This window comes from Variovorax sp. OK605 (assembly GCF_900115445.1).
Taxonomy (GTDB): Bacteria; Pseudomonadota; Gammaproteobacteria; order Burkholderiales; family Burkholderiaceae_C; genus Variovorax.
In genome coordinates, this window is the sequence record NZ_FOWL01000002.1 from 53,231 (window position 1) to 75,109 (window position 21,879).

Annotated in this window: 21 protein-coding genes; 6 read left to right on the top strand and 15 right to left on the bottom strand. The window is 70.0% G+C overall.

Features of this window, described 5'->3' with window-relative positions; all coding sequences use genetic code 11:
• Positions 1-15 precede the first annotated feature (15 nt).
• Complete coding sequence (locus BM013_RS04655) at positions 16-939, bottom strand: class I SAM-dependent methyltransferase (protein WP_093123489.1); 924 nt, start codon at positions 937-939, stop codon at positions 16-18.
• A gap of 105 nt (positions 940-1,044) precedes the next feature.
• Between BM013_RS04655 and BM013_RS04660 the strand changes: the two genes are divergently transcribed.
• The 6 genes from BM013_RS04660 (at position 1,045) to BM013_RS41620 (ending at position 6,675) form a co-directional block, all read left to right on the top strand.
• On the top strand, positions 1,045-2,016 hold the full coding sequence (locus BM013_RS04660; protein ID WP_256221392.1) for a LysR family transcriptional regulator: 972 nt from the start codon (positions 1,045-1,047) through the stop codon (positions 2,014-2,016).
• A 193-nt stretch (positions 2,017-2,209) separates the two neighbouring features.
• Positions 2,210-2,935, top strand: coding sequence for a hypothetical protein (locus BM013_RS04665; protein WP_256221393.1), 726 nt, complete (start codon positions 2,210-2,212; stop codon positions 2,933-2,935).
• Positions 2,936-2,993: 58 nt separating this feature from the next.
• Positions 2,994-3,467 (top strand): hypothetical protein, encoded by a 474-nt coding sequence (locus BM013_RS04670; protein ID WP_093123492.1) that lies wholly within the window; start codon positions 2,994-2,996, stop codon positions 3,465-3,467.
• 257 nt (positions 3,468-3,724) lie between these two features.
• The gene (locus BM013_RS04675; RefSeq protein ID WP_093125117.1) at positions 3,725-5,284 is read left to right on the top strand and encodes a TerC family protein; all 1,560 of its coding nucleotides are present in this window, start codon (positions 3,725-3,727) and stop codon (positions 5,282-5,284) included.
• A gap of 21 nt (positions 5,285-5,305) precedes the next feature.
• Positions 5,306-5,917, top strand: a complete 612-nt coding sequence (locus BM013_RS04680; protein ID WP_093125119.1) for a flavin reductase family protein — start codon at positions 5,306-5,308, stop codon at positions 5,915-5,917.
• A gap of 11 nt (positions 5,918-5,928) precedes the next feature.
• Positions 5,929-6,675, top strand: a complete 747-nt coding sequence (locus BM013_RS41620) for a hypothetical protein (RefSeq protein ID WP_218153637.1) — start codon at positions 5,929-5,931, stop codon at positions 6,673-6,675.
• A 13-nt stretch (positions 6,676-6,688) separates the two neighbouring features.
• Here the strand turns inward: BM013_RS41620 and BM013_RS04690 are convergent, their stop codons facing one another.
• The 14 genes from BM013_RS04690 to paaD form a co-directional block, all read right to left on the bottom strand.
• On the bottom strand, positions 6,689-7,492 hold the full coding sequence (locus BM013_RS04690) for a CPBP family intramembrane glutamic endopeptidase (protein ID WP_093123494.1): 804 nt from the start codon (positions 7,490-7,492) through the stop codon (positions 6,689-6,691).
• Between the two features lie 58 nt (positions 7,493-7,550).
• Positions 7,551-8,411 (bottom strand): ChbG/HpnK family deacetylase, encoded by an 861-nt coding sequence (locus BM013_RS04695; RefSeq protein WP_093123497.1) that lies wholly within the window; start codon positions 8,409-8,411, stop codon positions 7,551-7,553.
• Positions 8,404-10,020 (bottom strand): ArnT family glycosyltransferase, encoded by a 1,617-nt coding sequence (locus BM013_RS04700; RefSeq protein ID WP_093123499.1) that lies wholly within the window; start codon positions 10,018-10,020, stop codon positions 8,404-8,406. The genes BM013_RS04695 and BM013_RS04700 overlap by 8 nt, the downstream gene beginning before the upstream one ends.
• Entirely contained in the window at positions 10,017-11,117 is a 1,101-nt protein-coding gene (locus BM013_RS04705) for a glycosyltransferase family 2 protein (RefSeq protein WP_093123502.1), read from the bottom strand. The genes BM013_RS04700 and BM013_RS04705 overlap by 4 nt, the downstream gene beginning before the upstream one ends.
• Positions 11,114-11,698: a phosphatase PAP2 family protein gene (locus BM013_RS04710; RefSeq protein ID WP_093123505.1), complete on the bottom strand. Its 585-nt coding sequence runs from the start codon at positions 11,696-11,698 to the stop codon at positions 11,114-11,116. Before BM013_RS04710 ends, BM013_RS04705 begins: the two co-directional genes overlap by 4 nt.
• Positions 11,699-11,897: 199 nt before the next feature.
• Positions 11,898-12,347: a hypothetical protein gene (locus BM013_RS04715; RefSeq protein ID WP_093123507.1), complete on the bottom strand. Its 450-nt coding sequence runs from the start codon at positions 12,345-12,347 to the stop codon at positions 11,898-11,900.
• Positions 12,348-12,427: 80 nt separating this feature from the next.
• The gene (locus BM013_RS04720) at positions 12,428-12,988 is read right to left on the bottom strand and encodes a methyltransferase family protein (protein WP_093123510.1); all 561 of its coding nucleotides are present in this window, start codon (positions 12,986-12,988) and stop codon (positions 12,428-12,430) included.
• A gap of 40 nt (positions 12,989-13,028) precedes the next feature.
• Positions 13,029-15,089 carry a phenylacetic acid degradation bifunctional protein PaaZ gene (gene paaZ / locus BM013_RS04725; RefSeq protein ID WP_093123512.1) on the bottom strand — a complete coding sequence of 687 codons (2,061 nt, stop codon included), beginning with the start codon at positions 15,087-15,089 and terminating at the stop codon, positions 13,029-13,031.
• Between the two features lie 151 nt (positions 15,090-15,240).
• Positions 15,241-15,972 (bottom strand): ABC transporter ATP-binding protein, encoded by a 732-nt coding sequence (locus tag BM013_RS04730; protein ID WP_093123515.1) that lies wholly within the window; start codon positions 15,970-15,972, stop codon positions 15,241-15,243.
• Positions 15,969-17,909, bottom strand: a complete 1,941-nt coding sequence (locus BM013_RS04735) for a branched-chain amino acid ABC transporter ATP-binding protein/permease (RefSeq protein ID WP_093123518.1) — start codon at positions 17,907-17,909, stop codon at positions 15,969-15,971. The genes BM013_RS04730 and BM013_RS04735 overlap by 4 nt, the downstream gene beginning before the upstream one ends.
• Positions 17,906-18,934 (bottom strand): branched-chain amino acid ABC transporter permease, encoded by a 1,029-nt coding sequence (locus BM013_RS04740; RefSeq protein WP_093123520.1) that lies wholly within the window; start codon positions 18,932-18,934, stop codon positions 17,906-17,908. The genes BM013_RS04735 and BM013_RS04740 overlap by 4 nt, the downstream gene beginning before the upstream one ends.
• A 126-nt stretch (positions 18,935-19,060) precedes the next feature.
• Positions 19,061-20,206 carry an ABC transporter substrate-binding protein gene (locus tag BM013_RS04745; protein ID WP_093123523.1) on the bottom strand — a complete coding sequence of 382 codons (1,146 nt, stop codon included), beginning with the start codon at positions 20,204-20,206 and terminating at the stop codon, positions 19,061-19,063.
• A gap of 47 nt (positions 20,207-20,253) precedes the next feature.
• Positions 20,254-21,339 (bottom strand): 1,2-phenylacetyl-CoA epoxidase subunit PaaE, encoded by a 1,086-nt coding sequence (gene paaE, locus BM013_RS04750; protein WP_093123526.1) that lies wholly within the window; start codon positions 21,337-21,339, stop codon positions 20,254-20,256.
• A 13-nt stretch (positions 21,340-21,352) separates the two neighbouring features.
• Positions 21,353-21,871: a 1,2-phenylacetyl-CoA epoxidase subunit PaaD gene (gene paaD, locus BM013_RS04755; RefSeq protein ID WP_093125124.1), complete on the bottom strand. Its 519-nt coding sequence runs from the start codon at positions 21,869-21,871 to the stop codon at positions 21,353-21,355.
• Positions 21,872-21,879: the final 8 nt, after the last annotated feature.

Below are 21,879 nucleotides of genomic sequence, written 5' to 3' on the forward strand. Positions count from 1 at the left end.
TGTCGCCGCAAGCTATCAGGTGCTGGCGGACCGGAAGCTGACAGCATGCGCCATGTGCGCGGCGCCCGCGGACCGCAGGCCGTTGATGCCCGCGGGGTCGTAGCGCGCAATGCCCTGGTGCCCGTCGAGATCTTCCTTCAGCAGCAGGCCGGTGTCGAGCAGCAGCGCCTTCAGCGTTGCGGGGTCGAAGCCGCTGAGGAAGGCTTCGCCGGCGGCTTGCACTTCGCCGCGCAGCTTGCGGAAGTCTTCCGCGCCGGCATGGCCGGGCGCGAGCGCGGCCTCGTCGATGTAGGTGAAGACCAGTTCGCTCTGCGCGCTCGTGCACGCGGCAATGGAGCGCAGGGCGGCCAGGTTGGCCTCCCTGGTGAGGTACACCGTGACGCCGAGCCATGAGAAGAAGGCGGGCTGCGTCGCGTCGAAGGTCGAGCGTGCCAAGGCACTGCCGAGGTCTTCCACCGACAGGTCCGCCTCGATGAAGTGCATCGAGGCCGACCCGGCCACGCCGCACGCCTGCAACTGCTGGCGCTTCAGCCGCTGCGTGTCGGGGTGATCGACTTCGTACACGTTCAGCGCATGGGCCCAGGCCGGCCGGCGGCACACGAAGCTGTCGAAGCCCGCGCCGACGATCACGTACTGCGCGACGCCCCGTGTCACGGCGGCCTGCAGAGCATCTTCCGTGTAGCGCGAGCGCAGCACCACATCGGCATAGGCGGCGTTCGCGCGCAGCGCCGCGTTCAGGGCGTCGTCGGGCGAGACGCCCGCGCCGCCCGCCGCGTTGCGCTGTGCCATCGCCCGCTCGGCAAAGGCGGCACGCACGGTCGCCGGCACCAGGCGGTCGCCCCACGGGTCGTCCAGCAGCGGCGCAGGGTCGCCGCGCGAATGGAGCGCGCGCATCAGCGAGGTGGCGAGGGCGGTGCGGCTGGCTTGCGAAGGGGTCACTGCATGGTCTCCAACAGGGAAAGGATGCGCAGTGTCCGCCGGTGCATTGGCTCTGTACAGTGCATTCTTTCAAGCAAATACATGCACCAGATGAATTCGACGGACATGAATCTGCTGGCGGCGCTCGACGCGCTGCTGAGCACCGGCAGCGTGAGCGCGGCCGCCGAGCGCATGCACCTGAGCGCACCGGCCATGAGCCACACGCTCGCGCGCATCCGCGAGGCGCTGGGAGACCCGGTGCTGGTGCGTGCCGGCCGCAAGCTCATTCCCACGCCGCGCGCGCAGGCCATGCGCGAGCCGCTGCGCCGGCTGATGGCCGATGCCCTGTTGCTGATGCAGCCCGACGGCGGGGTGCCGCTGGCACAGCTGGAGCGCGAGTTCACGGTGCGCGCGCCGGAGGGCATGGGCATCGTCTACGGCGCGACCCTGCTCGCGGCCGTGCGCCGCGACATTCCACGCGCCCGCCTGCGCTTCGTGCCCGAGAGCGACAGCGACGCCATGGCCTTGCGCGAAGGCCGCATCGACCTCGACGTGGGCACGCTGTTCGACAAGGGGCCGGAGATACAGACCTCGCTGCTGTACGAGCAGCACATCGTGGGCGTCGTGAAAGCGGGGCATGAACTGCTGCAGGCGCGCGTCACGCCGAAGCGCTTCGCGGCTCAGCAGCACGTGGCGCTCACGCGCCGCGGAAAGTCCAGGGAGCCGGTGGACACCCTGCTGGCCGAACACGGCTGCGCGCGGCAGATTGCATTGACGGTGCCGAGTGCCTACGGTGCGCTGATGGCCGCCGCGCGCTCGACGCTGGTGGCCTGCGTGCCGGAGCCCCTGGCGCGCGCGGTGGCGGCGAGCCTCGACCTCGCGATCTTCAAGCTGCCGGTGGCGGTACCCGTCGAACAGGTGCTGCAGGCATGGCATCCGCGCGATGCGGTGGACCCCGCGCACCGTTGTCTTCGCGATTGCGTGGCGGTGGTGTCGCGAGAGACGCGCTTCGGCCCGCTGGCAAAGCGCGACCCTTCGCAGCCGATGCACGGGCGTGCCATGGCCGCGCATCGCGCGCTGGTTTCGAAGGCGCGATGAATGCTTTAGAAGAGGTCGGGCACCCGCGCTGAATAAGTTAAATCTTCCAGGCTAAGCCCTTCGTACAAAGGCCGCTTCGCACCTTGAAAAAGAGGCGTTGGCTGACACGCCGCGCCTCATTCAGGACGCATCGCGCTGGTATGGTCCGCGGGTAGTTTCTTATCGCCCGCTGTCGTTGCATTGGGCTTGCCACATGCCCATTCGTCACGCCCGCATCTTTCCGCGTTATTCGTTCTATTGCGTCCTCGGCGGGCTCGCCGCCATCTACGTCTTCTGCGCCATGATGCTGGTGCCGGTGAAGGTCTACATCCTCCCGTACCTCATCACGCCGGACTTCATTCGCCACAAGGGCGCGATCGTCGTTCTCTTCCTGGCCATTCCCTGCGCGATCTACCTGATCTGCTGGAAGGGCAGCGACTTCTTCGCGTGGTTGCGCACGCCGCAGCAACTCACCGTGGGCGACAGGGGCCTGCAGCTTGGCGAGCGCACGCTGGCCTTCGCGGAGGTCACGCGCATTCGCCATCGCCACAACCGCAACCATGTGCTGCTCACCGGCCGCGACGGCAAGACGCTGCGCCTGCGGCTGGACCTGTGGGACAACGCGGGCGACTTGCTCTGCGAAGTGGAAGAGGCCGTGGGCGAGGTCATGGCGCACGACGTGGAGCGCCGCCTGCATGCCGGCGAGACCGTGAAGTTCGGCGCGCTCGGCCTGCAGGCCGAAGGGCTGATGCACAAGGGCCAGCTCATTGCGTGGTCGAGCATCGACACCATCCGCACGCAGTCCGACGAGGACGGCATGGAGGCCGACGAACACCTGGTCATCGTTGCCAACGGCAAGACCCGGAAGATCGACCGCTCGAAGATCGACAACGAGCCCGTGCTGCTGGCCTGCCTGATGCAACGCCTGCCGGCGAACTGAATTTGTTTTTCGTTTCTTTCCCAACCACTCCAACAGACGCGCACAGCGAAACCGACAAATGGAAATCTACAGCTCCGCCGCCCAACAAGAGAAGACCCGCCAGGACCGCCCCGTGTTCTATTCGCGCTCGCGCATCATCGGCGGCATCGTGCTGTGGTCGGTGGTGACCGTGGTGCTGGCGGTGCTGTGCATCCGCGCACAGGACAAGAACATCGGCATCCTCCTGGCGGCGTGTTTCGCGCTGCTCACGGCGTGGCTGACCTTCAAGTGCTTCAACACGCTGCGCAACATCGCGCAGCCGGCGCTCGTGGTCGGCCACCAGGGCCTGACCTTCGAGAACGGCATGCTGCTGCCTTGGAACAACATCGTGGAGAACATCTGGGTGAACCAGAGCTACATGGGCATCCCGATCAGCAAGCAGATCCAGATCAGGACCGACCTGCCCAAGCCCAAGGCGCGCGTGTTGCGCCGCGCCACGGCGCTCGAGATCTCGGGCGACGAGTACCTCGCGCTGTGCGATTCCTATCGCTGACGCACGGTCGGCTTGCGGCGGAAAGAGCCCTTGCACGGCGGGGCTGTTCGGGGGCGTTCGATAAACTGGCCGGGTGAAATCTTCTTCCGAGCCTCCCAGTAGGCCGCTGGCCCCGCCAGCTTCCGCCTGCAACGTTGCGCCGCAACGTTTGCGCAACGCCTCCTCCCCACCTTTCCCCTCCCGTCGCCCGACATGGCCCGCGCCATGCCGGGCCGCACCCGCTCGCGCCCTTCGTGCCTTGCGCCTGACTCCCCATGATTGAACTTCTCACCGACCCGGCCGCCTGGATCGGTCTTCTGACGCTGGTCGTCCTGGAGATCGTCCTGGGCATCGACAACCTGATCTTCATCGCCATCCTGGCCGAGAAGCTGCCGCCGCACCAGCGCGACAGGGCGCGCCTCATCGGCCTGAGCCTGGCGCTGTTCATGCGCCTGGCGCTGCTGTCGGTGGTCTCGTGGCTGGTCACGCTGACCACGCCGCTCTTCACGGTGTTCGGGCAGGGCTTCTCGGGGCGCGACCTGATCCTGCTGGTGGGCGGGCTGTTCCTGCTGTTCAAGGCCACCTCCGAGCTGCACGAACGCCTGGAGGGCGTGACGCACACCACGGCAAGCTCGGCGGCCTACGCCAGCTTCACGCTGGTGGTCACGCAGATCGTGGTGCTCGACGCGGTGTTCTCGCTCGACGCGGTGATCACCGCCGTGGGCATGGTCGAGCACCTGCCCGTGATGATGGCCGCGGTGGTGATCTCCATCGGCATCATGCTGTGGGCGTCCAAGCCGCTCACGCGCTTCGTCAACGCGCACCCGACGGTGGTGGTGCTGTGCCTGAGCTTCCTGCTGATGATCGGCCTGAGCCTGGTGGCGGAAGGCCTGGGCTTCCACATTCCCAAGGGCTACCTGTACGGCGCGATCGGCTTCTCCGTGATGATCGAGACGCTGAACCAGTGGGCCAAGCGCAATGCCATGAAGCACGAGGCCCGCCGGCCGCTGCGCGACCGCACGGCAGAGTCGATCATTCGCCTGCTCGGCGGCCGCGCGCCCGGCGAGCCGGCACTGGCCGGCGCCGCGCCAGACGCGGCCTCCGCGCCCGAGCCCACCTTTGCCGTGGAAGAACGCAACATGGTGAGCGGCGTGCTGTCGCTGGCCGAGCGCAACGTGCGCTCGGTGATGACGCCGCGCGCCGACATCTCGTGGGTCGACCTGAACGACGACCCCGAGGCCGTGCGCGAGCAGCTGCTCGACACGCCGCACGGCATCTTCCCGGTGTGCCGCGGCTCGCTCGACGAGGTGGTCGGCGTGGCGCGCGCCAAGGACCTGCTGGGCCAGCTGCTGCGCCACGGCCGCATCGACGAGAACGGCGGCCTGCGCGCGCCGATCTACGTGCCCGAGTCGACCACGGCCATCCGCCTCATCGACACGCTGCGCGGCGCGCGCGGGCAGCTCGCGCTGGTGAACGACGAGCACGGCACGCTCACCGGCGTGGTCACGCCCATCGACGTGCTGGAGGCCATTGCCGGCGAGTTTCCCGACGAGGACGAGACGCTGGAGATCCTGCAGACCGCGCCCGACGCCTGGACCGTGTCCGGCAGCGCCGACCTGCACCTGCTGGAGCAGGCGCTGCAGACGCACGGGCTGGTGAGCGACGACGACAGCTACACCTCGGTGGCGGGCTTCCTGCTGGCGCGCTTTCGCGGCCTGCCGCCCGCGCATGCGAACTGGGTGCACGACGGGTACGATTTCGTCGTGACCGATGTCGACGCGCAGCGCATCCGCACGGTCGAAGTCCGCCGCCTGCCGGTGGACGACCCTGAAACCTGAAAGACCTCGATGGTGGCCCCCATGAACAATGCCCTGCACCGCCAACCCGTTGCGCTCGACAAGGCCTACCGCCTGATGAACCACGGCCCGACCGTGCTCGTGAGCGCGGCGCACAGCGGCCAGCGCAACATCATGGCGGCGGCCTGGGCCATGCCGCTGGACTTCGCGCCGCCCAAGGTGGCGGTGGTGCTCGACAAGAGCACCTGGACGCGCGCGCTGCTCGAAGGCGCGGGCACCTTCGCGCTGCAGGTGCCCACGCGCGCGCAGCTCGACCTGACGGAGGCGCTGGGCAACAGCTCGGGCCGCGAGATCCTCGAGAAGTCGGGCCGCGACAAGTTCGCGGCCTACGGCCTGGAGACCTTCGCGGGCGTGGCCACCGACGCGCCGCTGCTCGAGGGCTGCGCGGCCTGGCTCGAATGCCGGCTGCTGCCCGAGGCGCACATCCAGGAGCGCTACGACCTGTTCCTGGGCGAGGTGATCGCCGCGCAGGCCGACGCGCGCGTGTTCGCCAACGGGCGCTGGAACTTCAGCGGGCACGACGAGCTGCGCACGCTGCACCACGTGGCGGGCGGGCACTTCATCGTCGACGGCGACGCGGTCGATGCGCGGGCGTTGCCGCCCAAGTCACTCTAGGGCCGGACGCGATGCGTCCCCTGGCGATCCCGCTGGACAGTGCCCGCATCGGCGGCGCGTCCATCACAGTGAAGGCGGGCTACGAACTGCTCGACGAAGACGAGAAGGGCGCCCTGCTGCGCATCGCCGAGGTGCCGCAGGCGGTGGGCTGGCTCGCGCCGGGCGACCTGCTCGTGGCGGCCTTCGACCGGCAGCGCAAGTCGCTCAAGGCGATCCGCAAGCCCGAAGAGAAGGACCGGCTGCGTTTTCATCGCGGCCACGGCCGGCTGTACGACGAAGAGCGGCAGCGCGCCATGCGCCTGGCCGCCAGCGACGAGTTCCTGCGCCAGCACGGGCAGCTGATGGCGCTCATTCGCGCGCAGCACGCGCAGAGCGACAAGGCGCCGCCGGTGGTGCCGCTCGATGCGTACTTCGACGGCAACTCCGAAGAAGAGTCGATCGCGCCGAACCAGTGGGGCTATGGCCGTCCGCCGCTCGCGCAGCTGTGGGAGCGCCTGCGCACCATCGCGCAGCGGCCCGACGTGCAGGTGCTGCTCGTCGGCATCCACGACGAATGGCAGGAACTGGCCGAGGATTCTCTCGATTGGCCGCCGGCCGAGAACGTGCACATCTACACCCGCGCATCCGCGCAGGACGCCGAGCAGTGGATCGAAGGGCTGGAGGCCGACGGTGTCGTCCAGGGCTGGCCCTGCGGCCGGCATCCCGCCGCGCCCGAGCCGTTGCCCGGGTACGCCGTGCTGACCGTCTGCTGGGACTAGCCGGGCGAAAAGATCAGGACGGCGTGCCGCGCGCCGCGCGCGGCACCAGCATCGCCCGCAGCGCCAGCACGCCGCACAGGGCCGCCAGCAACGCCACGGCCACCGCCCACAGCAGGCGCGACGGCGTGATGGCGTCGAGCCGGTCGGCCAGCAGCAGCGTGGTGGTGTTGTAGGCCGCGTGCAGCGCGATGCAGGGAATGAGCGAGCGCGTGCGCTCGTACAGCCAGGCGAGCACCGAGCCCATCACGAAGCCGACCACGAACTGGTAGATGTTCATGTGCGCCGCGCCGAACAGCAGCGCCGACATGAAGATGGCCTGCCAGCGCGAATAGCGCCGCAGGAAGCCGCGCAGCACGATGCCGCGGAACAGCATCTCCTCCAGCAGCGGCGCCATCACGCACACCGCGAGCACGGCCGCCACGCTGCCGTCGGCCATGCGGCTGAAGTACGACTCCTCCCAGGCCGAGGGCGGCACCAGCAGCGTGAGCAGCTGCAGCACCGAGGTGAGCGCGAGCAGCAGCGCCGGCACCAGCAGCAGCACCGGCGGCACCACCAGCATCAGCGTGGCGCGCGCCGAAGAGGCCGACTGGTGGAACAGCTCGCGGTAGGTGAGCTTCTGCAGGTGCATCACCACCGCGAACACGCAGCCGTTGCCCAGCACCGACGACAGCACGCCGATCTGCATGATGTTGAGGCCGAGCCAGCCGTTGGCATCGCGCAGCGCGGCACCCACGACGAACTCGCACAGGAACAGCGCGACGAAGAGCAGGGCGGCTTGCGCGGCCGAGGGGAAGGGCGCGCTTTGGGGGGAAGGCATGGGGCGGGGCGCCCCCGGAACGGGCGCTGGCGGACGATGGCGGACGGTGGCGCGGATGTTACGCGACCGGCCGCGCGTCGTTCGGGGAGGCCTGCGCCTCGCGCTGCAGCAGCCGCGAGAGCGGCGACAAGGCAATGCCGCCGTCGCGCCCGGGTGGCGGCAGCACCAGCGCATGCAGCACGCTGTATTCGCGCAGCCGCGCGGCCCCGTGCGGGTCGCCCGCGTGCGTGCCGGCGGCGGGGTGGCACATGAGCACGTCGCCGTTGCGGCAGGCCGCGAGCCAGTCGGCCACGCGCTGCGCGTAGCCGCAGGCGTCGCCCGAGAAGTCGTACACGCCCAGCAGGCGCCGGCTCATCGGAATGCCCCGCTGTGCCGCAAGGGCCTCCATTCCGGGTCCGCCCAGCGCATGCACGAGCGCGGCCTTCCAGCGCCCCGGCCCATGGCGCCAGCCCGGCGCGGTGCCGCGCACCCATGGCGGTGCCGTGGGGTAGCGCTGCGCGATTTCCTCCAGCACCAGCTCGCGCACCACCGGGAACTGGTGCACGTGCCGGTGGCCGTCGACGAAGGCGGGGCCGCGGCCCATGGCGTCCTCGAAGCGCGTGAACTGGTCGCGGATGTCGGCCCGCAGCGCCGGCACGCTGGCCGTTCGCGTGTACGTGCGCGCCAGCAGGCCGGCCAGCCCGGGCTCGGGCCCGTCCGGGCGCGCCGGCGGCGTGAGGTCCAGGTGCAGGCCGACGTCGAGCTGCGCGGGCGCAATGCACCGCAGCGCCCGCGCGCCCGCCAGCCATGCGCCGCGCCGCACCATGGCGCTGGTGGCCGAGAGCTTGCCCTGCCCGGCCAGGTCGATCACCGCCGCGTTGATGCCGGCGCCCATGCCGAAGTCGTCGGCGCAGATGCAGATATGGCGCGTTTCAGCCATTGCCGCTCGTCTCTGCGGCGGGGGCCGGGGTTCGGACCGGTGCGGCCGGTGCGGCCACGTCGAGGCAATGCGCGTCGCCCGTCGCGCTGCCAGCGAAGCGCCATGCCGCGGCGCCGTCGTTGACCGCCACCAGCTGCGCCTTCATCAACCACGGGTTGGCCAGGTGCGCGGTGTTCGCGCCCACGATCCAGGTGGCGCGCGGCACGCAGAGCGTGGACGCGAGCCGCGTGCGGTCCAGCAGCGTGGCCGCGGCGCGCTCGGGGTCGAAGCGGCCGGCGTCGGAGATCTCCTTGCGCCAGTTGTCGCGCGGGTCGCGCGCGGCGGCCTGCCAGTCGTCCGACACCAGCACCGGCTCGCGCAGGTTCCAGTAGAACGGAATCTCGTAGTAGTAGCTGTCGAGCATCAGCACGCGTTCGCCCGGCGCCACCGACTGCCCCGGCGGCAGCCGCAGCCGCGTGCCCGGCGGCGTGGAATGGGTCGCGATGGCCGCCACGCAGGCCACGCACACCGCGGCCGATGCCAGCGCGGTGAGGCGCACCTTGTTGCGGACCTTGCCGAGCAGTGCGTCGGACGAGCGGCCCGCGAACACGCGCTGCGCGATCAGGTACGCCAGCGGCGGCAGCGCCGGCAGCACGTAGCCCACGAGCTTGGAGCGCGGCAGCGAGAAGAACACCACGATGACCGTGAGCCAGATCCACATGAGCCGGTCGATGCCGGTGCGGCGCGAGCGCTTGTCCTCGTCCTGGCCCCGGGGCACCAGCACCCACGCGAACCACGGCAGCGTGAGGCCCGCGAGCACCGGCAGGTAGAACCAGAAGCCGTGCTCGTTGTTGAAGCCCGACGAAGCGAAGCGCCTGAAGTGCTGCGTGATGACGAAGTAGTCGAAGAACTCCGGGTACTTCATCTGCATCGCGACGAACCACGGCCCCGCCACCGCCAGCAGCACGACCCAGCCCGGCAGCCACAGCGCGAGCCGCAGCGCCGCGAGCCGCTGCGTGGCGGCGCACCAGCCCACGATCACCATCGCGGGCAGCAGCAGGCCGATCAGCCCCTTGGCCAGCAGCCCGGCCGCGGCAAACAGGTAGGCACCCGCGAGCAGGGCGCGCCACGGTTCTTCCTGCTCCCTGGCCAGCACCGCGCCGGCCGCCAGCAGCACCGTGCACGAGATGCAGCCCGCCACCAGCATGTCGAGGTTGGCGAACTGCGCGCCGATGAAGAAGAAGGGCGTGGTCACCAGCACCACGGTCGACAGCAGCGCCACGCGGGCGTTCGACCAGCGGCGCAGGAACAGGAACAGCGCCGACGCCGCCGCGGCCGCGCCCAGCACCGAGGGCAGCCGCGCCGCCCATTCGACCGGCCCGGCGACCGACATCGCGGCCGCGCCGATCCAGTAGAACAGCGGCGGCTTGTGGAAGAAGGGCAGGCCGTCGAGCCGCGGCACCAGCCAGTCGCCGGAGCGCAGCATGGCGAGCGCCACGCCGCCGTAGCGGCCTTCGTCGGGTGCCATCAGCGGGCGCGCCCATGCCGTGGCCAGAAGCCATGCAAGCAGCGCCACGATGAGCCAGACCGGCTGGGGCGCGGTCCACCCCCCGGAGTCGCTGCGCTTCATGGCTTGCCGTTCTCCAGGCCGGTGCCGTGCTCGCGGCTCACCACGTACAGCGGACGGCCCTTGACCTCCTCGTAGATGCGCGCGATGTACTCGCCCACGATGCCGGTGGAGATCATCTGGATGCCGATGAAGAACATCAGGCTCACCACGATGGTGGTCCAGCCGGAGGCCGGGTTGCCGAACATCAGGTAGTCGAGGGTCACGTAGGTGCCGTAGCCGAAGGCCGGCACCGCGAACAGCAGGCCGACCACGCTGACCATGCGCAGCGGCCAGGTGGTGAAGGCGGCGAGGCCGTCGATGGCCAGGCGCACCAGGCGGCGTGCGTTGAAGCTGCTCTTGCCCTGCGCGCGCGGCGCGGGCGTGTAGGGCATGGCCACCGCGCGAAAACCCACCCACGCGTACAGGCCCTTCATGAAGCGGCTGCGCTCGGGCAGGCTCATGAGCGCGTCCACCACCTTGCGGTCCATCAGGCGGAAATCGCCCGCGTCCTTGGGCACCACGAAACGGTCGGAGGCGTTCACCAGGCGGTAGAAGAGCCGGCTGCCGAGCTGCTTGAAGCGGCTCTCGTCACGGCGCTCCTCGCGCACCGCGTAGACCACCTCGGCGCCGGCGGCCCACTGGGCGACCATCCGGTGGATGAGGTCGGGCGAGTGCTGCAGGTCGCCGTCGAGCAGCACCACGGCGTCGCCGCCGGCGGCGGCCAGGCCCGCGGTGAGCGCGGCTTCCTTGCCGAAGTTGCGCGACAGCGAGATGCAGCGAAAGCCCGTGAGCTCGCACCATGCGCGGGCCACTTCGGCGGTGTCGTCGGTGCTGCCGTCGTCCACCACGATGATCTCCCAGCGCAGCCCGGTGGCCCACAGGATGTCCTCGAGCCGGGGCAGCAGGTGCCTCAGGTTGGCGCCTTCGTTGAAGCACGGAATGACGCAGGAGATGCTGCGCGGCTGCGCTTGCGGCGGGGCCGAAGCGGGCGTGGACGTTGACGTGGATGTGTCGGCGGCCGCACCGAGCGCCTGGGGCACCGCGGGCGCCGGGTGGGTGAGCGGAATGCCTGCGCCCAGGCCGGCGCGCGAATGCCTGGCGACGATCGGTGAAATCATGAATGCCTCCACGGCGAACGTTCCGCGCGCCGAAGGCCGGCGCCGCGTCCCGTTCGCATTGCGAAAAAATGAAAGACCCAGTGCCCGATGGCGAGCGCGCCCGCGATCACCGCGCCGAGCAGCAGCCCCGCGACGATGTCGAGCGGAAAATGAACGCCCACGTACACGCGCGCCCACCCGGTGGCGGCGGCCACCGCCAGCAGCGGCAAGCCCAGCCGGCGCAGGCTGGGGCGCAGCAGGAAGGCCAGCGCCACCATGAACATCACGGCGGCGTGCGTGCTCGGCAGCGAGCCGCGCCCGGCGTGCGCGATGTACGCGGGCGCCAGCCCCAGCACGAAGGGGCGGGGCACGTCGAGCTGCATCGCGATGGCATGCGACAGCAGCGAGGCCAGGCCCGCCGCCGCCGCGACGACGCACAGGTAGGCGCGGTCGGCACGGTGGCGCCACAGCGCCACCACGAGAATGGCCGCGCTCAGCCATGCGCCCCACAGCGCGAAGGCCGACGCCACCGAAAGCACCCACGGCGTGGGCTGGCTGCCGGCCGCGAGCCACTGGAACAGCGCGAGGTTCAGCGCGTTCATGGCGCCACCACGGGCAGGCCGCGGGAAAACAGGGGCGCAGGGCGGCGCCCGGTGCGCCGCGCGCACCTGGAGAAGCTGGACATGGTCAGGACCTTTCGACGAGGAAGGAAGGCCGCGCCGCGGACGTGGCGTGGCACGTCCTGACGTCACACGACGTCATGCAGCGAGGCGGCGCGACGCGCGGGGCGTCGTTCGTTTCTCAGGCGAGGAAAGGCGGGGCGGCGGGTGGCGGCAAGCGCCGCCAGGGCACCGCGGGGGGCGGCGCGCCGCCGTGCGGCGGCACATGCTCGGGGGCTTCGCGCACGACCGGCACCACCAGCCGCCCGGCTGCGAGCACCAGCGGCAGCATCGCGAGCACCATGGCCATCAGGCCGCTCAGTGCGAAGTCGAAGGCGTCGGGGTGGTCGATGCTGGCCGGGGCCTGCGCGAACACCGTGGTCTCGCGGTCGGTGGGGTGGTCGGCGCGGTCGTCGGCCTCGAACTGCGAGGCGTCGCTGGCGCTGCGCACGCGCAGCATCGGCTCGTCCTCCAGGCCGTCGCAGCGGAAGTGCACCGCGATGAAGGGCTGCAGGAAGATCAGCAGGATGCCCGCCACGCACCACAGCCTGTGGTGTGCTTCGGCGAAAAGGCGGACGCGTGCGAGCAGCATGCCCGGATGCTAGGAGACTCGTGTGAACAGAACCTGATCGTGCGGGTCAGCATCCCGCAAGGTGGCGGATGACGCCAGTGTTACAGCACGAAGGGGATGAAACGCCGCGTGCCGCGCATGTAGTCGCGGTAATCGTCGCCGAAGTGCGCGATGCACTCCTGTTCGTCGCGCACCGCCGTCAGGAACAGCAGCACCGTGGCCGCCACCACCAAGGCCAGCGTGAACCACGTGAACTGCTTGAGGAAGGCGCCCCATGCGAGCAGCATCAGCGCCGTGTACATCGGATGGCGGATGTAGCGGAAGGCGCCGCTGCGCACGATCGAGGAGGTCTTCTCGAAGCCGTACAGCGCGGGGTCGTCGCTGCGCGCCTCGGTCGGCTTGCCCTGCGCCTTGAGCAGGCGCACCGCGTGCAGCGGCAGCCAGATCGACAGCGCGAAGAACAGCGTGGAGACGACCTGCTTCGGCGAGAACGGATCGTCGTGCCACATCGGCAGGTTCAGCACGATCAGCACCAGCATGCATTCCCACGCGAAGAAGCGGTAGAAACCGTGCGACCCGGGCCGGCTCAGCGGCCCGCGCGACACGTACAGCAAGGCGGCGGTGCCGGCGGCAAGAAGGACGATCTGGAACCAGAAGAGCATGGCGGCCGAATTTACACGGCCTTGCACATGCCCGGGGGCATCAGGCCGTCGTTGCTTCGGGTTTCTTGGAGACCAGCGTCAGGATGTCGTAGCTGGCCACCAGCTCGCCGTCCTGGTTGGTCACCTCGACGTCCCAGGCCACCACGCCCTGGCCCTGGCCGGCGGCGTCCTTCTTGTTGCGGTCGATCTTGCGCTTGCAGGTCAGGCGCGCGCGGATGGTGTCGCCGATGCCCACCGGCTTGACGAAGCGCAGCGTGTCCAGGCCGTAGTTGGCCAGCACCGGGCCCGGCGCCGGCGACACGAACAGGCCGGCCGCGGCCGACAGCACGAAGTAGCCGTGCGCGATGCGCTTGCCGAACGGCGACTCCTTGGCCGCCACTTCGTCGAAGTGCATGTAGAAGTAGTCGCCCGAGATGCCGCCGAAGGCCACGATGTCGGCCTCGCCCACCGTGCGGCGGTGCGTGAGCAGCGAGTCGCCGATGCGCAGGTCTTCGAAGTAGCTGCGAAACGGGTGCACCGCGCTCTCGCGCACGGCCGCGCCGCGCACGTGTTCGCCGGTGACGGCGGCCAGCATGGTGGGCGAGCCCTGCACGGCGGCGCGCTGCAGGTAGTGCTTCACGGCGCGCAGGCCGCCGAGCTCTTCGCCGCCGCCCGCGCGGCCCGGGCCGCCGTGCTTGAGCTGCGGCAGCGGCGAGCCGTGGCCGGTCGATTCGGCGGCGGCTTCGCGGTCGAGCACCAGCAGGCGGCCGTGCCAGGCGGCGGCCACCGGAATGGCCTTGGCCGCGATGGCCGGGTCGCGCGTGACCAGCGTGCCCACGAGGCTGCCGCGGCCGCGCGCGGCCAGGGCCAGCGCCTCGTCGATTCCGTCATAGGGCATGAGCGTGCTGACGGGGCCGAAGGCCTCGACGTCGTGCGCCGCGTCGTGTTCGAGCGGCTTGCGGCTCAGCAGCAGCGTGGGCGCGAAGAACGCGCCCTGGGCCACGCCGTCGCCCACGGGCGAGAAGCCGTCGCGCTCGCCGTACACCAGCTCGGCGCCCTGCAGCAGCGTGGCCACGCGTTCGGCCACGTCGGCCTGCTGCGCGTGCGAGGCGAGGGCGCCCATGCGCACGTTGTCGAGCGAGGGGTCGCCCACCACGGTCTTGGCCAGCCGCGCGCGCAGGCGCTCGGCCACCGCGTCCAGGTGCTGGCGCGGCACGATGGCGCGGCGGATGGCCGTGCACTTCTGGCCGGCCTTGGTGGTCATCTCGCGCGCCACTTCCTTCACGAAGAGGTCGAACTCCTCGTCGTCGGGCGTGACGTCGGGCGCGAGGATCGCGCAGTTGAGCGAGTCGGCCTCGGCGTTGAACGGGATCGACTGGCGCACCAGGTTCGGGTGCACGCGCAGCTTGGCGGCGGTGTCGGCCGAGCCGGTGAAGGTGACCACGTCGGGCCCCTCGAGCCGGTCGAGCAGGTCGCCGGTGCTGCCGATCACCAGCTGCAGGCTGCCTTCGGGCAGGATGCCCGACTGCACCACCAGCCGCATCATGGCCTCGGTGAGGTAGCTGGTGGCCGTGGCCGGCTTGCCGATGCACGGCATGCCCGCCAGGAAGCTGGGCGCGAACTTCTCGAGCAGGCCCCACACCGGGAAGTTGAACGCGTCGATGTGCACCGCCACGCCGCCGCGCGGCACCAGGATGTGCGTGCCCGCGAAGCCGCCCTTCTTGCCCAGCGGGAAGGCCGGGCCTTCGTGCACCAGGTTGCCCGAGGGCAGCTCGTTGGTGCCGATGCCGGCATAGGCGCTGAGTGTGCCCGCGCCGCCCTCGATGTCGATCCAGCTGTCGGCGCGCGTGGCGCCGGTGTGGGCCGAGACGGCGTACAGCTGCTCCTTGTTCGCGGCCAGGTACTTGGCCAGCGCCTTCAGGCGTTCGGCGCGCTGCTGGAAGTCGAGCTTCATGAGCGCGGGGATGCCGGTGCGGCGCGCGTAGGCGAGTGCCTCGGCGAAGTCGATGGCCTCGGCGTGCGTGGCGGCCACGGGCTTGCCGTTGACGGCGCTGTGCAGCTGCTGGGAGGCCTGCTGGCCGATCCAGCGGCCGGCGATGTAGCTTTGGAGGGTGGCGGTCATGTGCGGTGTCCTTGTATGGCTCCTTCCCCTTGCGGGGGAAGGTGGGGATGGGGGCAGCGCCCAACGGGCGCTGCGCTTCGTTCGAGGCCGTCGTGCCCCCGCCCCGACCCTTGCCCGGAAGGGGAGAGCGCCAGGCAGGGCGGCACGAGGGTCATTCCTTCTTTCCGATACCCAGGTACGTATCGATGATCCGCTGGTCGTGCAGCAGGTCGCGCGCCTGGCCTTCGAGCGCGATGGCGCCCATCTCGAGCACATAGGCACGGTCGGCCACCTGCAGCGCGGCGCGCGCGTTCTGCTCCACCAGCAGCACCGAGACGCCATGGCTGCGCAGTTGCGAGACCACGCGCAGCACCTCGCGCACCACCAGCGGTGCGAGGCCGAGCGAGGGTTCGTCCAGCATCAGCAGGCGCGGGCGCGCCATGAGCGCGCGGCCGATGGCCAGCATCTGGCGTTCGCCGCCCGACAGCGTCGAGGCCATCTGCGGGCGCCGCTCCTTCAGGCGCGGGAAGATGCCGAACACCTCGTCCATGCGCGCGCGCTGGTCGCGCTGGCCCTTGCGCCACTGGTAGAAGCCGCCGAGCAGCAGGTTGTCCTCGACCGACATCTCGCCGAACAGCTCGCGCCGCTCGGGGACCAGCGCCACGCCACGCGACACCATGGTCTCCACGCTGGGGCGCGCGATGCGTTCGCCGTCGAGCGCCAGCTTGCCGGTGGACGGCAGCAGGCCCATGGCCGCGCACAGCAGCGTGGTCTTGCCGGCGCCGTTGGGGCCGATGACGGTGACGATCTCGCCCTCGTTCACATGCACGCGCACGCCGTGCACGGCCTCGACCGTGCGATAGGCGACGCAGAAGTCTTCGAGTTGAAGGATGGGATGGCTCATCGTGCGTCTTCCAGCAGTTCGTCGTCGGCGCCGCCGAGGTAGGCCTCGAGCACGCGCGGGTTGGCCTGCACTTCGGCCGGGGTGCCGGTGGCGATGACGGTGCCGAATTCGAGCACCGTGATGCGGTCGGCCAGGTTCATCACGAACTCCATGTCGTGCTCCACCACGAGGATGCCCAGGCCTTCGGCGCGCAGCTGGCTCAGCAGCACGGAGAGGGCGCGCTTTTCCAGGTGGCGCAGGCCGGCGGCGGGTTCGTCCAGCAGCAGCACCGACGGCTGTCCGGCCAATGCACGCGCGATTTCCACCACGCGCTGCTGGCCCAGCGAGAGCGAGGCGGCGGGCGTGTCGGCATGCGCGCCGAGGCCGCAGCGTTCGATCTGGCGGCGGGCCTCGGCCATCAGCGCCGCCTCTTCGGCGCGGTCCAGCCGCAGCGCGGCCGCGAGCCAGCCGCGCCTGGCGCGCAGGTGGGCGCCGAGCGCGACGTTCTCCACCACGCTGCGCTGGCCCAGCAGGCGCACGTGCTGGAAGGTGCGGCCCAGGCCGCGCGCCGCGAAGGCGCGCGAAGGCTTGCCCGACATCGTCTCGCCCACCAGGCGAACCTCGCCCGAACTGGGGTCGTCGACGCCCGAGATCATGTTGAAGAAGGTGCTCTTGCCCGCGCCGTTCGGGCCGATCAGTGCGTGGATCTCGCCGGCCTTGAGCGTCATCGAGATGGCGTTGTTGGCCACCAGCCCGCCGAAGCGCTTGCTGACGTCGTCGGCCTGCAGCACCAGCGTGCCGGAGGCGGGCAGGGTGCGCTGGGCGAGTTGAGCGAGTTGGGCAGGCGCACCAGTCGCGGCGGTTGCTTCAGGCACCGCCTTGGCCACCGGCCGCACCCAGCGGCTCAGCAGCCGCGCGAGCGTGGGCCACAGGCCGTCGGCGAAGCGCTGCAGCACGAACAGCATCAGCAGGCCGAACACCACCACCTCGAAGTTGCCGCTGGTGCCCAGCAGCGCGGGCAGCACGTCCTGCAGCTTTTCCTTCAGCAGCGTGATCAGCGTGGCGCCGAGCACCGCGCCCCACAGGTGGCCCGCGCCGCCGACCACCGCCATGAACAGCATCTCGATGCCGATGTTCAGGTTGAAGGGCGTGGGGTTCACGAAGCGCTGCATGTGCGCGTAGAGCCAGCCCGACACGGCCGCCAGCAGCGCGGCCAGCACGAACAGCTTGATGCGGTGGCGGGCGGTGTCGACACCCATCGACTCGGCCATGAGCCGGCCGCCCTTGAGCGCGCGGATGGCGCGGCCTTCGCGCGAGTCGAGCAGGTTGTGCATGGCCCACAGCGCGAGCAGCAGCACCGCCCAGATCACCACGCCCAGCTTGCGCGGCGTGGCCAGCGAGAAGCCCGCCACCACCAGCGGCGGAACGCCGGTGATGCCGGTCTGCCCGCCCAGGAACTCCATGTTGCCCAGCAGGAAGTACAGGCTCAGGCCCCAGGCGATGGTGCACAGCGGCAGGTAGTGGCCCGACAGCTTGAGCGTGACCGCGCCGAGCGCCCAGGCCAGCAGGAAAGTGGCCACCAGCCCGAGCAGCAGCCCGGCCCAGGGCACCAGCGCCGAGCCGGCGAAGCCGCCGAGCCAGCCGGCCGCGGTGGGCGAGGTGCAGATCCACGCGGTGGCGTAGGCACCCATGCCCACGAAGGCGGCCTGGCCGAACGAGGTCATGCCGCCCACGCCGGTGAGCAGCACGAGGCCGACCGCCACCAGCGCGTACAGGCCGATGTTGCTCAGCACCGAGACCGTGAACTCGGGCAGCCAGCCCCAGGCCAGCGCGAGCGCGACGATGCAGGCCAGCGTGAGGGTGCGCGGCGTGACCAGCGGGCGGCCCTGCGCGGCGGCTTGGGTGGAAGCAGGAGAAGCAGCAGAAGAAGCAGCAGAAGTAGACGAAGACGGATTCATTCTTCGTCCTCCACATGATGGCTGCGCAGCGAACGCCACCACAGCACGGGAATGATCAGGGTGAAGACCAGCACCTCCTTGTAGGCGCTGGCCCAGAACGACGAGAACGACTCCAGCAGGCCCACCAGCAGCGCGCCCGCGAGCGCCAGCGGGTAGCTGGCCAGGCCGCCGACGATGGCCGCCACGAAGCCCTTGAGGCCGATGAGGAAGCCGGTGTCGTAGTACACGGTGGTGATGGGTGCGATGAGCAGGCCCGACACCGCGCCGATGACGGCCGCGAGCGCGAAGCTCAGGTCGCCCGACAGTTCGGTGGGAATGCCCGACAGCCGTGCGCCCACGCGGTTGATGGCGGTGGCGCGCAGCGCCTTGCCGACCATGGAGCGGCCGAAGAACCAGAACATGGCGATCACCAGCACCAGCGTGACGCCCACCACCACGACCGACTGGCCGCTGACGGGAATGCCGCCGATGTCGAAGCGCGCGTCCGAGAACGGCGTGGTGCGCGAGCCTTCGGCGCCGAAAAAGTACAGGCCCAGGCCGACCAGCACGCCGTGCAGCGCGACCGACACGATCAGCAGCATGAGCACGCTGGCGTCGGCCAGCGGACGGTAGGCCAGCCGGTAGAGCAGGGGCCCGAGCGGCGCGATCAGCACCAGAGTGGTGGCGGCCTGCAACGCCATCGAGGTGGGCTTGAAGCCGAGCACCAGCACCGCGGCCACGGCCGGGAACGCCACGCACCAGGTGAGGGCCGAGAACCAGTCGACGACCGTGCCGCGCTTCCAGCGCCAGGCTTCCACCGCCAGCACGGCCACGGCCAGCGCCAGCAGCAGCCACAGCGTGGCCGGCGTGCGGCCGGCCTGCAGCGCGGCCATGGTGAGCGCACCGAAGGCGACGAACTCGCCCTGCGGGATGAAGATCACGCGCGTGACCGAAAACACCAGCACCAGCGCGAGCGCCATCAGTCCGTAGACCGCGCCGTTCACGATGCCGTCCTGCCCCAGCAACAGGGCAATCTCCATGTCCATAAAAACTTTCCGACTAGCGTGCGTTCAGCAGGCCGGCGATGCACAGGAATCGCCGGCCCTTTTTGCGGGAACACCGCGCAACCGGTCGCGCCGGCCCGCGGTGTCCTTTCGTTCGACCCCTGGAGATCAGGGCTGGTATTTCCAGGCGCCGTTCTCGATCTTCACCATCACGCGGGCACGCTGGTCCAGGCCCAGGTGGTCGGCCGCGGTCATGTTGAACACGCCGTGCGCGCCGGCCACTTCCTTGGTCTGCTCGAGCGCGTCGCGCAGCGCGGCACGGAACTCGGGCGTGCCCGGCTGGGCCTTCTTCAGCGCGGCCGGCACGGCCGAGCTCATCAGCAGGCCGGCGTCCCAGGCGTGGCCGCCGAAGGTCGACACGGAACCCTTGCCGTAGGCGGCTTCGTACGCGGCCACATAGGCCAGCGCGGACTTCTTCACCGGGTTGCTGGCCGGCAGCTGGTCGGCCACGAGCACCGGGCCGGCGGGCAGGAAGGTGCCCTCGACGTCCTTGCCGCCCACGCGCAGGAAGTCGGCGTTGGCCACGCCGTGCGTCTGGTACATCTTGCCGTTGTAGCCGCGCTCCTTGAGCGTCTTCTGCGGCAGCGCGGCCGGCGTGCCGGAGCCTGCGACCAGCACCGCGTCGGGCTTGGAGGACATGATCTTCAGCGCCTGGCCGGTCACCGAGGTGTCGGTGCGCGCATAGCGCTCGTTGGCCACGACCTTGATCTTCTTCAGCTCGGCGGCCTTGGCGAATTCCTGCGACCAGCCTTCACCGTAGGCGTCGGAGAAGCCGATGAAGGCAACGGTCTTCACGCCGTTGGCGGCCATGTGCTCGGCGATGGCCAGCGACATCATGATGTCGTTCTGCGGCGTCTTGAAGACCCACTTCTTCTTGGCGTCCATCGGCTCGATGATGCGGGCCGAGGCGGCCACCGAGATCATCGGCGTCTGCGCTTCGCTGGCCACGTCGATCATGGCCAGCGAGGCCGGCGTGGTGGTCGAGCCCAGGATCACGTCGACCTTGTTCTCGGCGATGAGCTTGCGCGTGTTGTTCACGGCGGCCGTGGTGTCGGACGCGTCGTCCAGCACGATGTAGTTGATCTTCTGCCCGCCGATCGTCTTGGGCATCAGGGCGATCGTGTTCTTCTCGGGAATGCCCAGCGAAGCGGCCGGGCCGGTGGCCGAGATGGTCACGCCGACGTTGACGTCGGCCCAGGCCGAGAGGGCCGTGGCGCACAGGGCAGTGATCAGCAGGGGCTTGAAGAATTTCATGGTTGGCTTGTCTCCGGGTTGAAATAAAAGTTGAGGCCTGAAGTATCTCAGCGCTCGTCGAACGAGAGCGTGACGCGTTCGGTCAGGGGGTGTGCCTGGCAGGTCAGTACGAAACCGGCAGCCACTTCATTCTTGTCGAGCGCGAAGTTTCTTTCCATGCGGACTTCCCCGTCCACGCATTTCGCGCGGCAGGTGCCGCACACGCCCGAGGTGCACGAGAACGGCACTTCGAGCCCGGCCGCGGAGGCCGCGTCCAGGATGCTGGGCTGGCCTTCGGTGTAGGTGATCTCGCGCTGCAGGCCGTCGCGCACGATGGTCACGCGCGCCTGCTTGGCGTCGCCCGGCTGCGCCTCGTGCACCACCGCGCCCACCTGCGCGGCCGAGGGCAGCGCGACGCCGAAGCGTTCGATGTGGATGCGCGCCTCGGGCACGCCGGCGTCCAGCAGCGCGGCCTCGGCCTCGTCGTTCATCTGGAACGGGCCGCACACGTAGACGTGGTCGATGCGCGCGGCGGGCACCACGCTTTTCAGGAATTCGCCGATCTTCTCGCGGTTCATCACGCCGAAGCCCAGGGGCGAGTCGGTGTGTTCGTCGGAGAACACGTGCTGCAGCACCAGGCGCGTCATGTAGCGGTTCTTCAGGTCCTCGATTTCTTCCTTGAACATCGTGGACTGCAGCTGGCGGTTGCCGTAGATCAGCGTGAAGCGGCTCGCGGGCTCGCGCGCCAGCACCGTCTTCATGATCGACAGGATGGGCGTGATGCCGCTGCCGCCGGCAATGCCGACGTGGTGCCGCGCCGAGGACGGCTCGATCGGCACGAAGAAGCGGCCCTGCGGCGCCATCACCTGCAGGGTGTCGCCGGGCTGCAGGCTGGCGTTGATCCAGTTGGAGAACACGCCGCCGCGCACCTTGCGCACGCCGACGCGCAGCTCGCCGTCGTCCAGGCCGGCGCAGATCGAATAGGAGCGGCGCAGGTCCTGGCCGTCGATGTCCTTGCGAAGCGTGAGGTACTGGCCCTGCGTGAAGCCGAAGACTTCCTGCAGGTCGGTGGGCACTTCGAAGGAGACGATGACGGCCTCGGCCGTGTCGGGCTCGATGGCCTTCACGCGCAGGGGGTGGAAGAGGGTGCTCATCGTGTGGGGTGCCTCAGATAGGCTTGAAATGTTCGAAAGGTTCCCGGCAGGCGATACAGCGGTACAGCGCCTTGCAGGCGGTGGAGCCGAAGGCCGACAGGCGCTCGGTGCGCTCGCTCGCGCAGCGCGGGCAGGCGATGCGCTCGCCGGCGATGCGGCCGAACAGCTTGATCGGCATGGCGGTGTTGGCGGCGGCTTCGGGCGTGAGGTGCGCCGGCGGCGCGATGCCGTAGGCCTTGAGCTTGGCGCGGCCTTCGTCGCTGATCCAGTCGCTCGACCAGGCCGGCGCGCGGCGCAGCGTGGCGCGGGCCTGGCCCAGGCCGGCCTGCGCGATGGCGGCCAGCACGTCGTGCTCGATGGCCTCGGTCGCGGGGCAGCCGGAGTAGGTGGGCGTGAGCACGATCTCCAGGCCGTCGTCGTGTTCGATCACGTCGCGCACGATGCCCAGGTCGCAGACCGACACGGCCGGCACCTCGGGGTCGAGCACCGTGTGCAGGACCGCCCAGGCCGCATCGACGCGCGAGGCCGTCATGGCGCCGG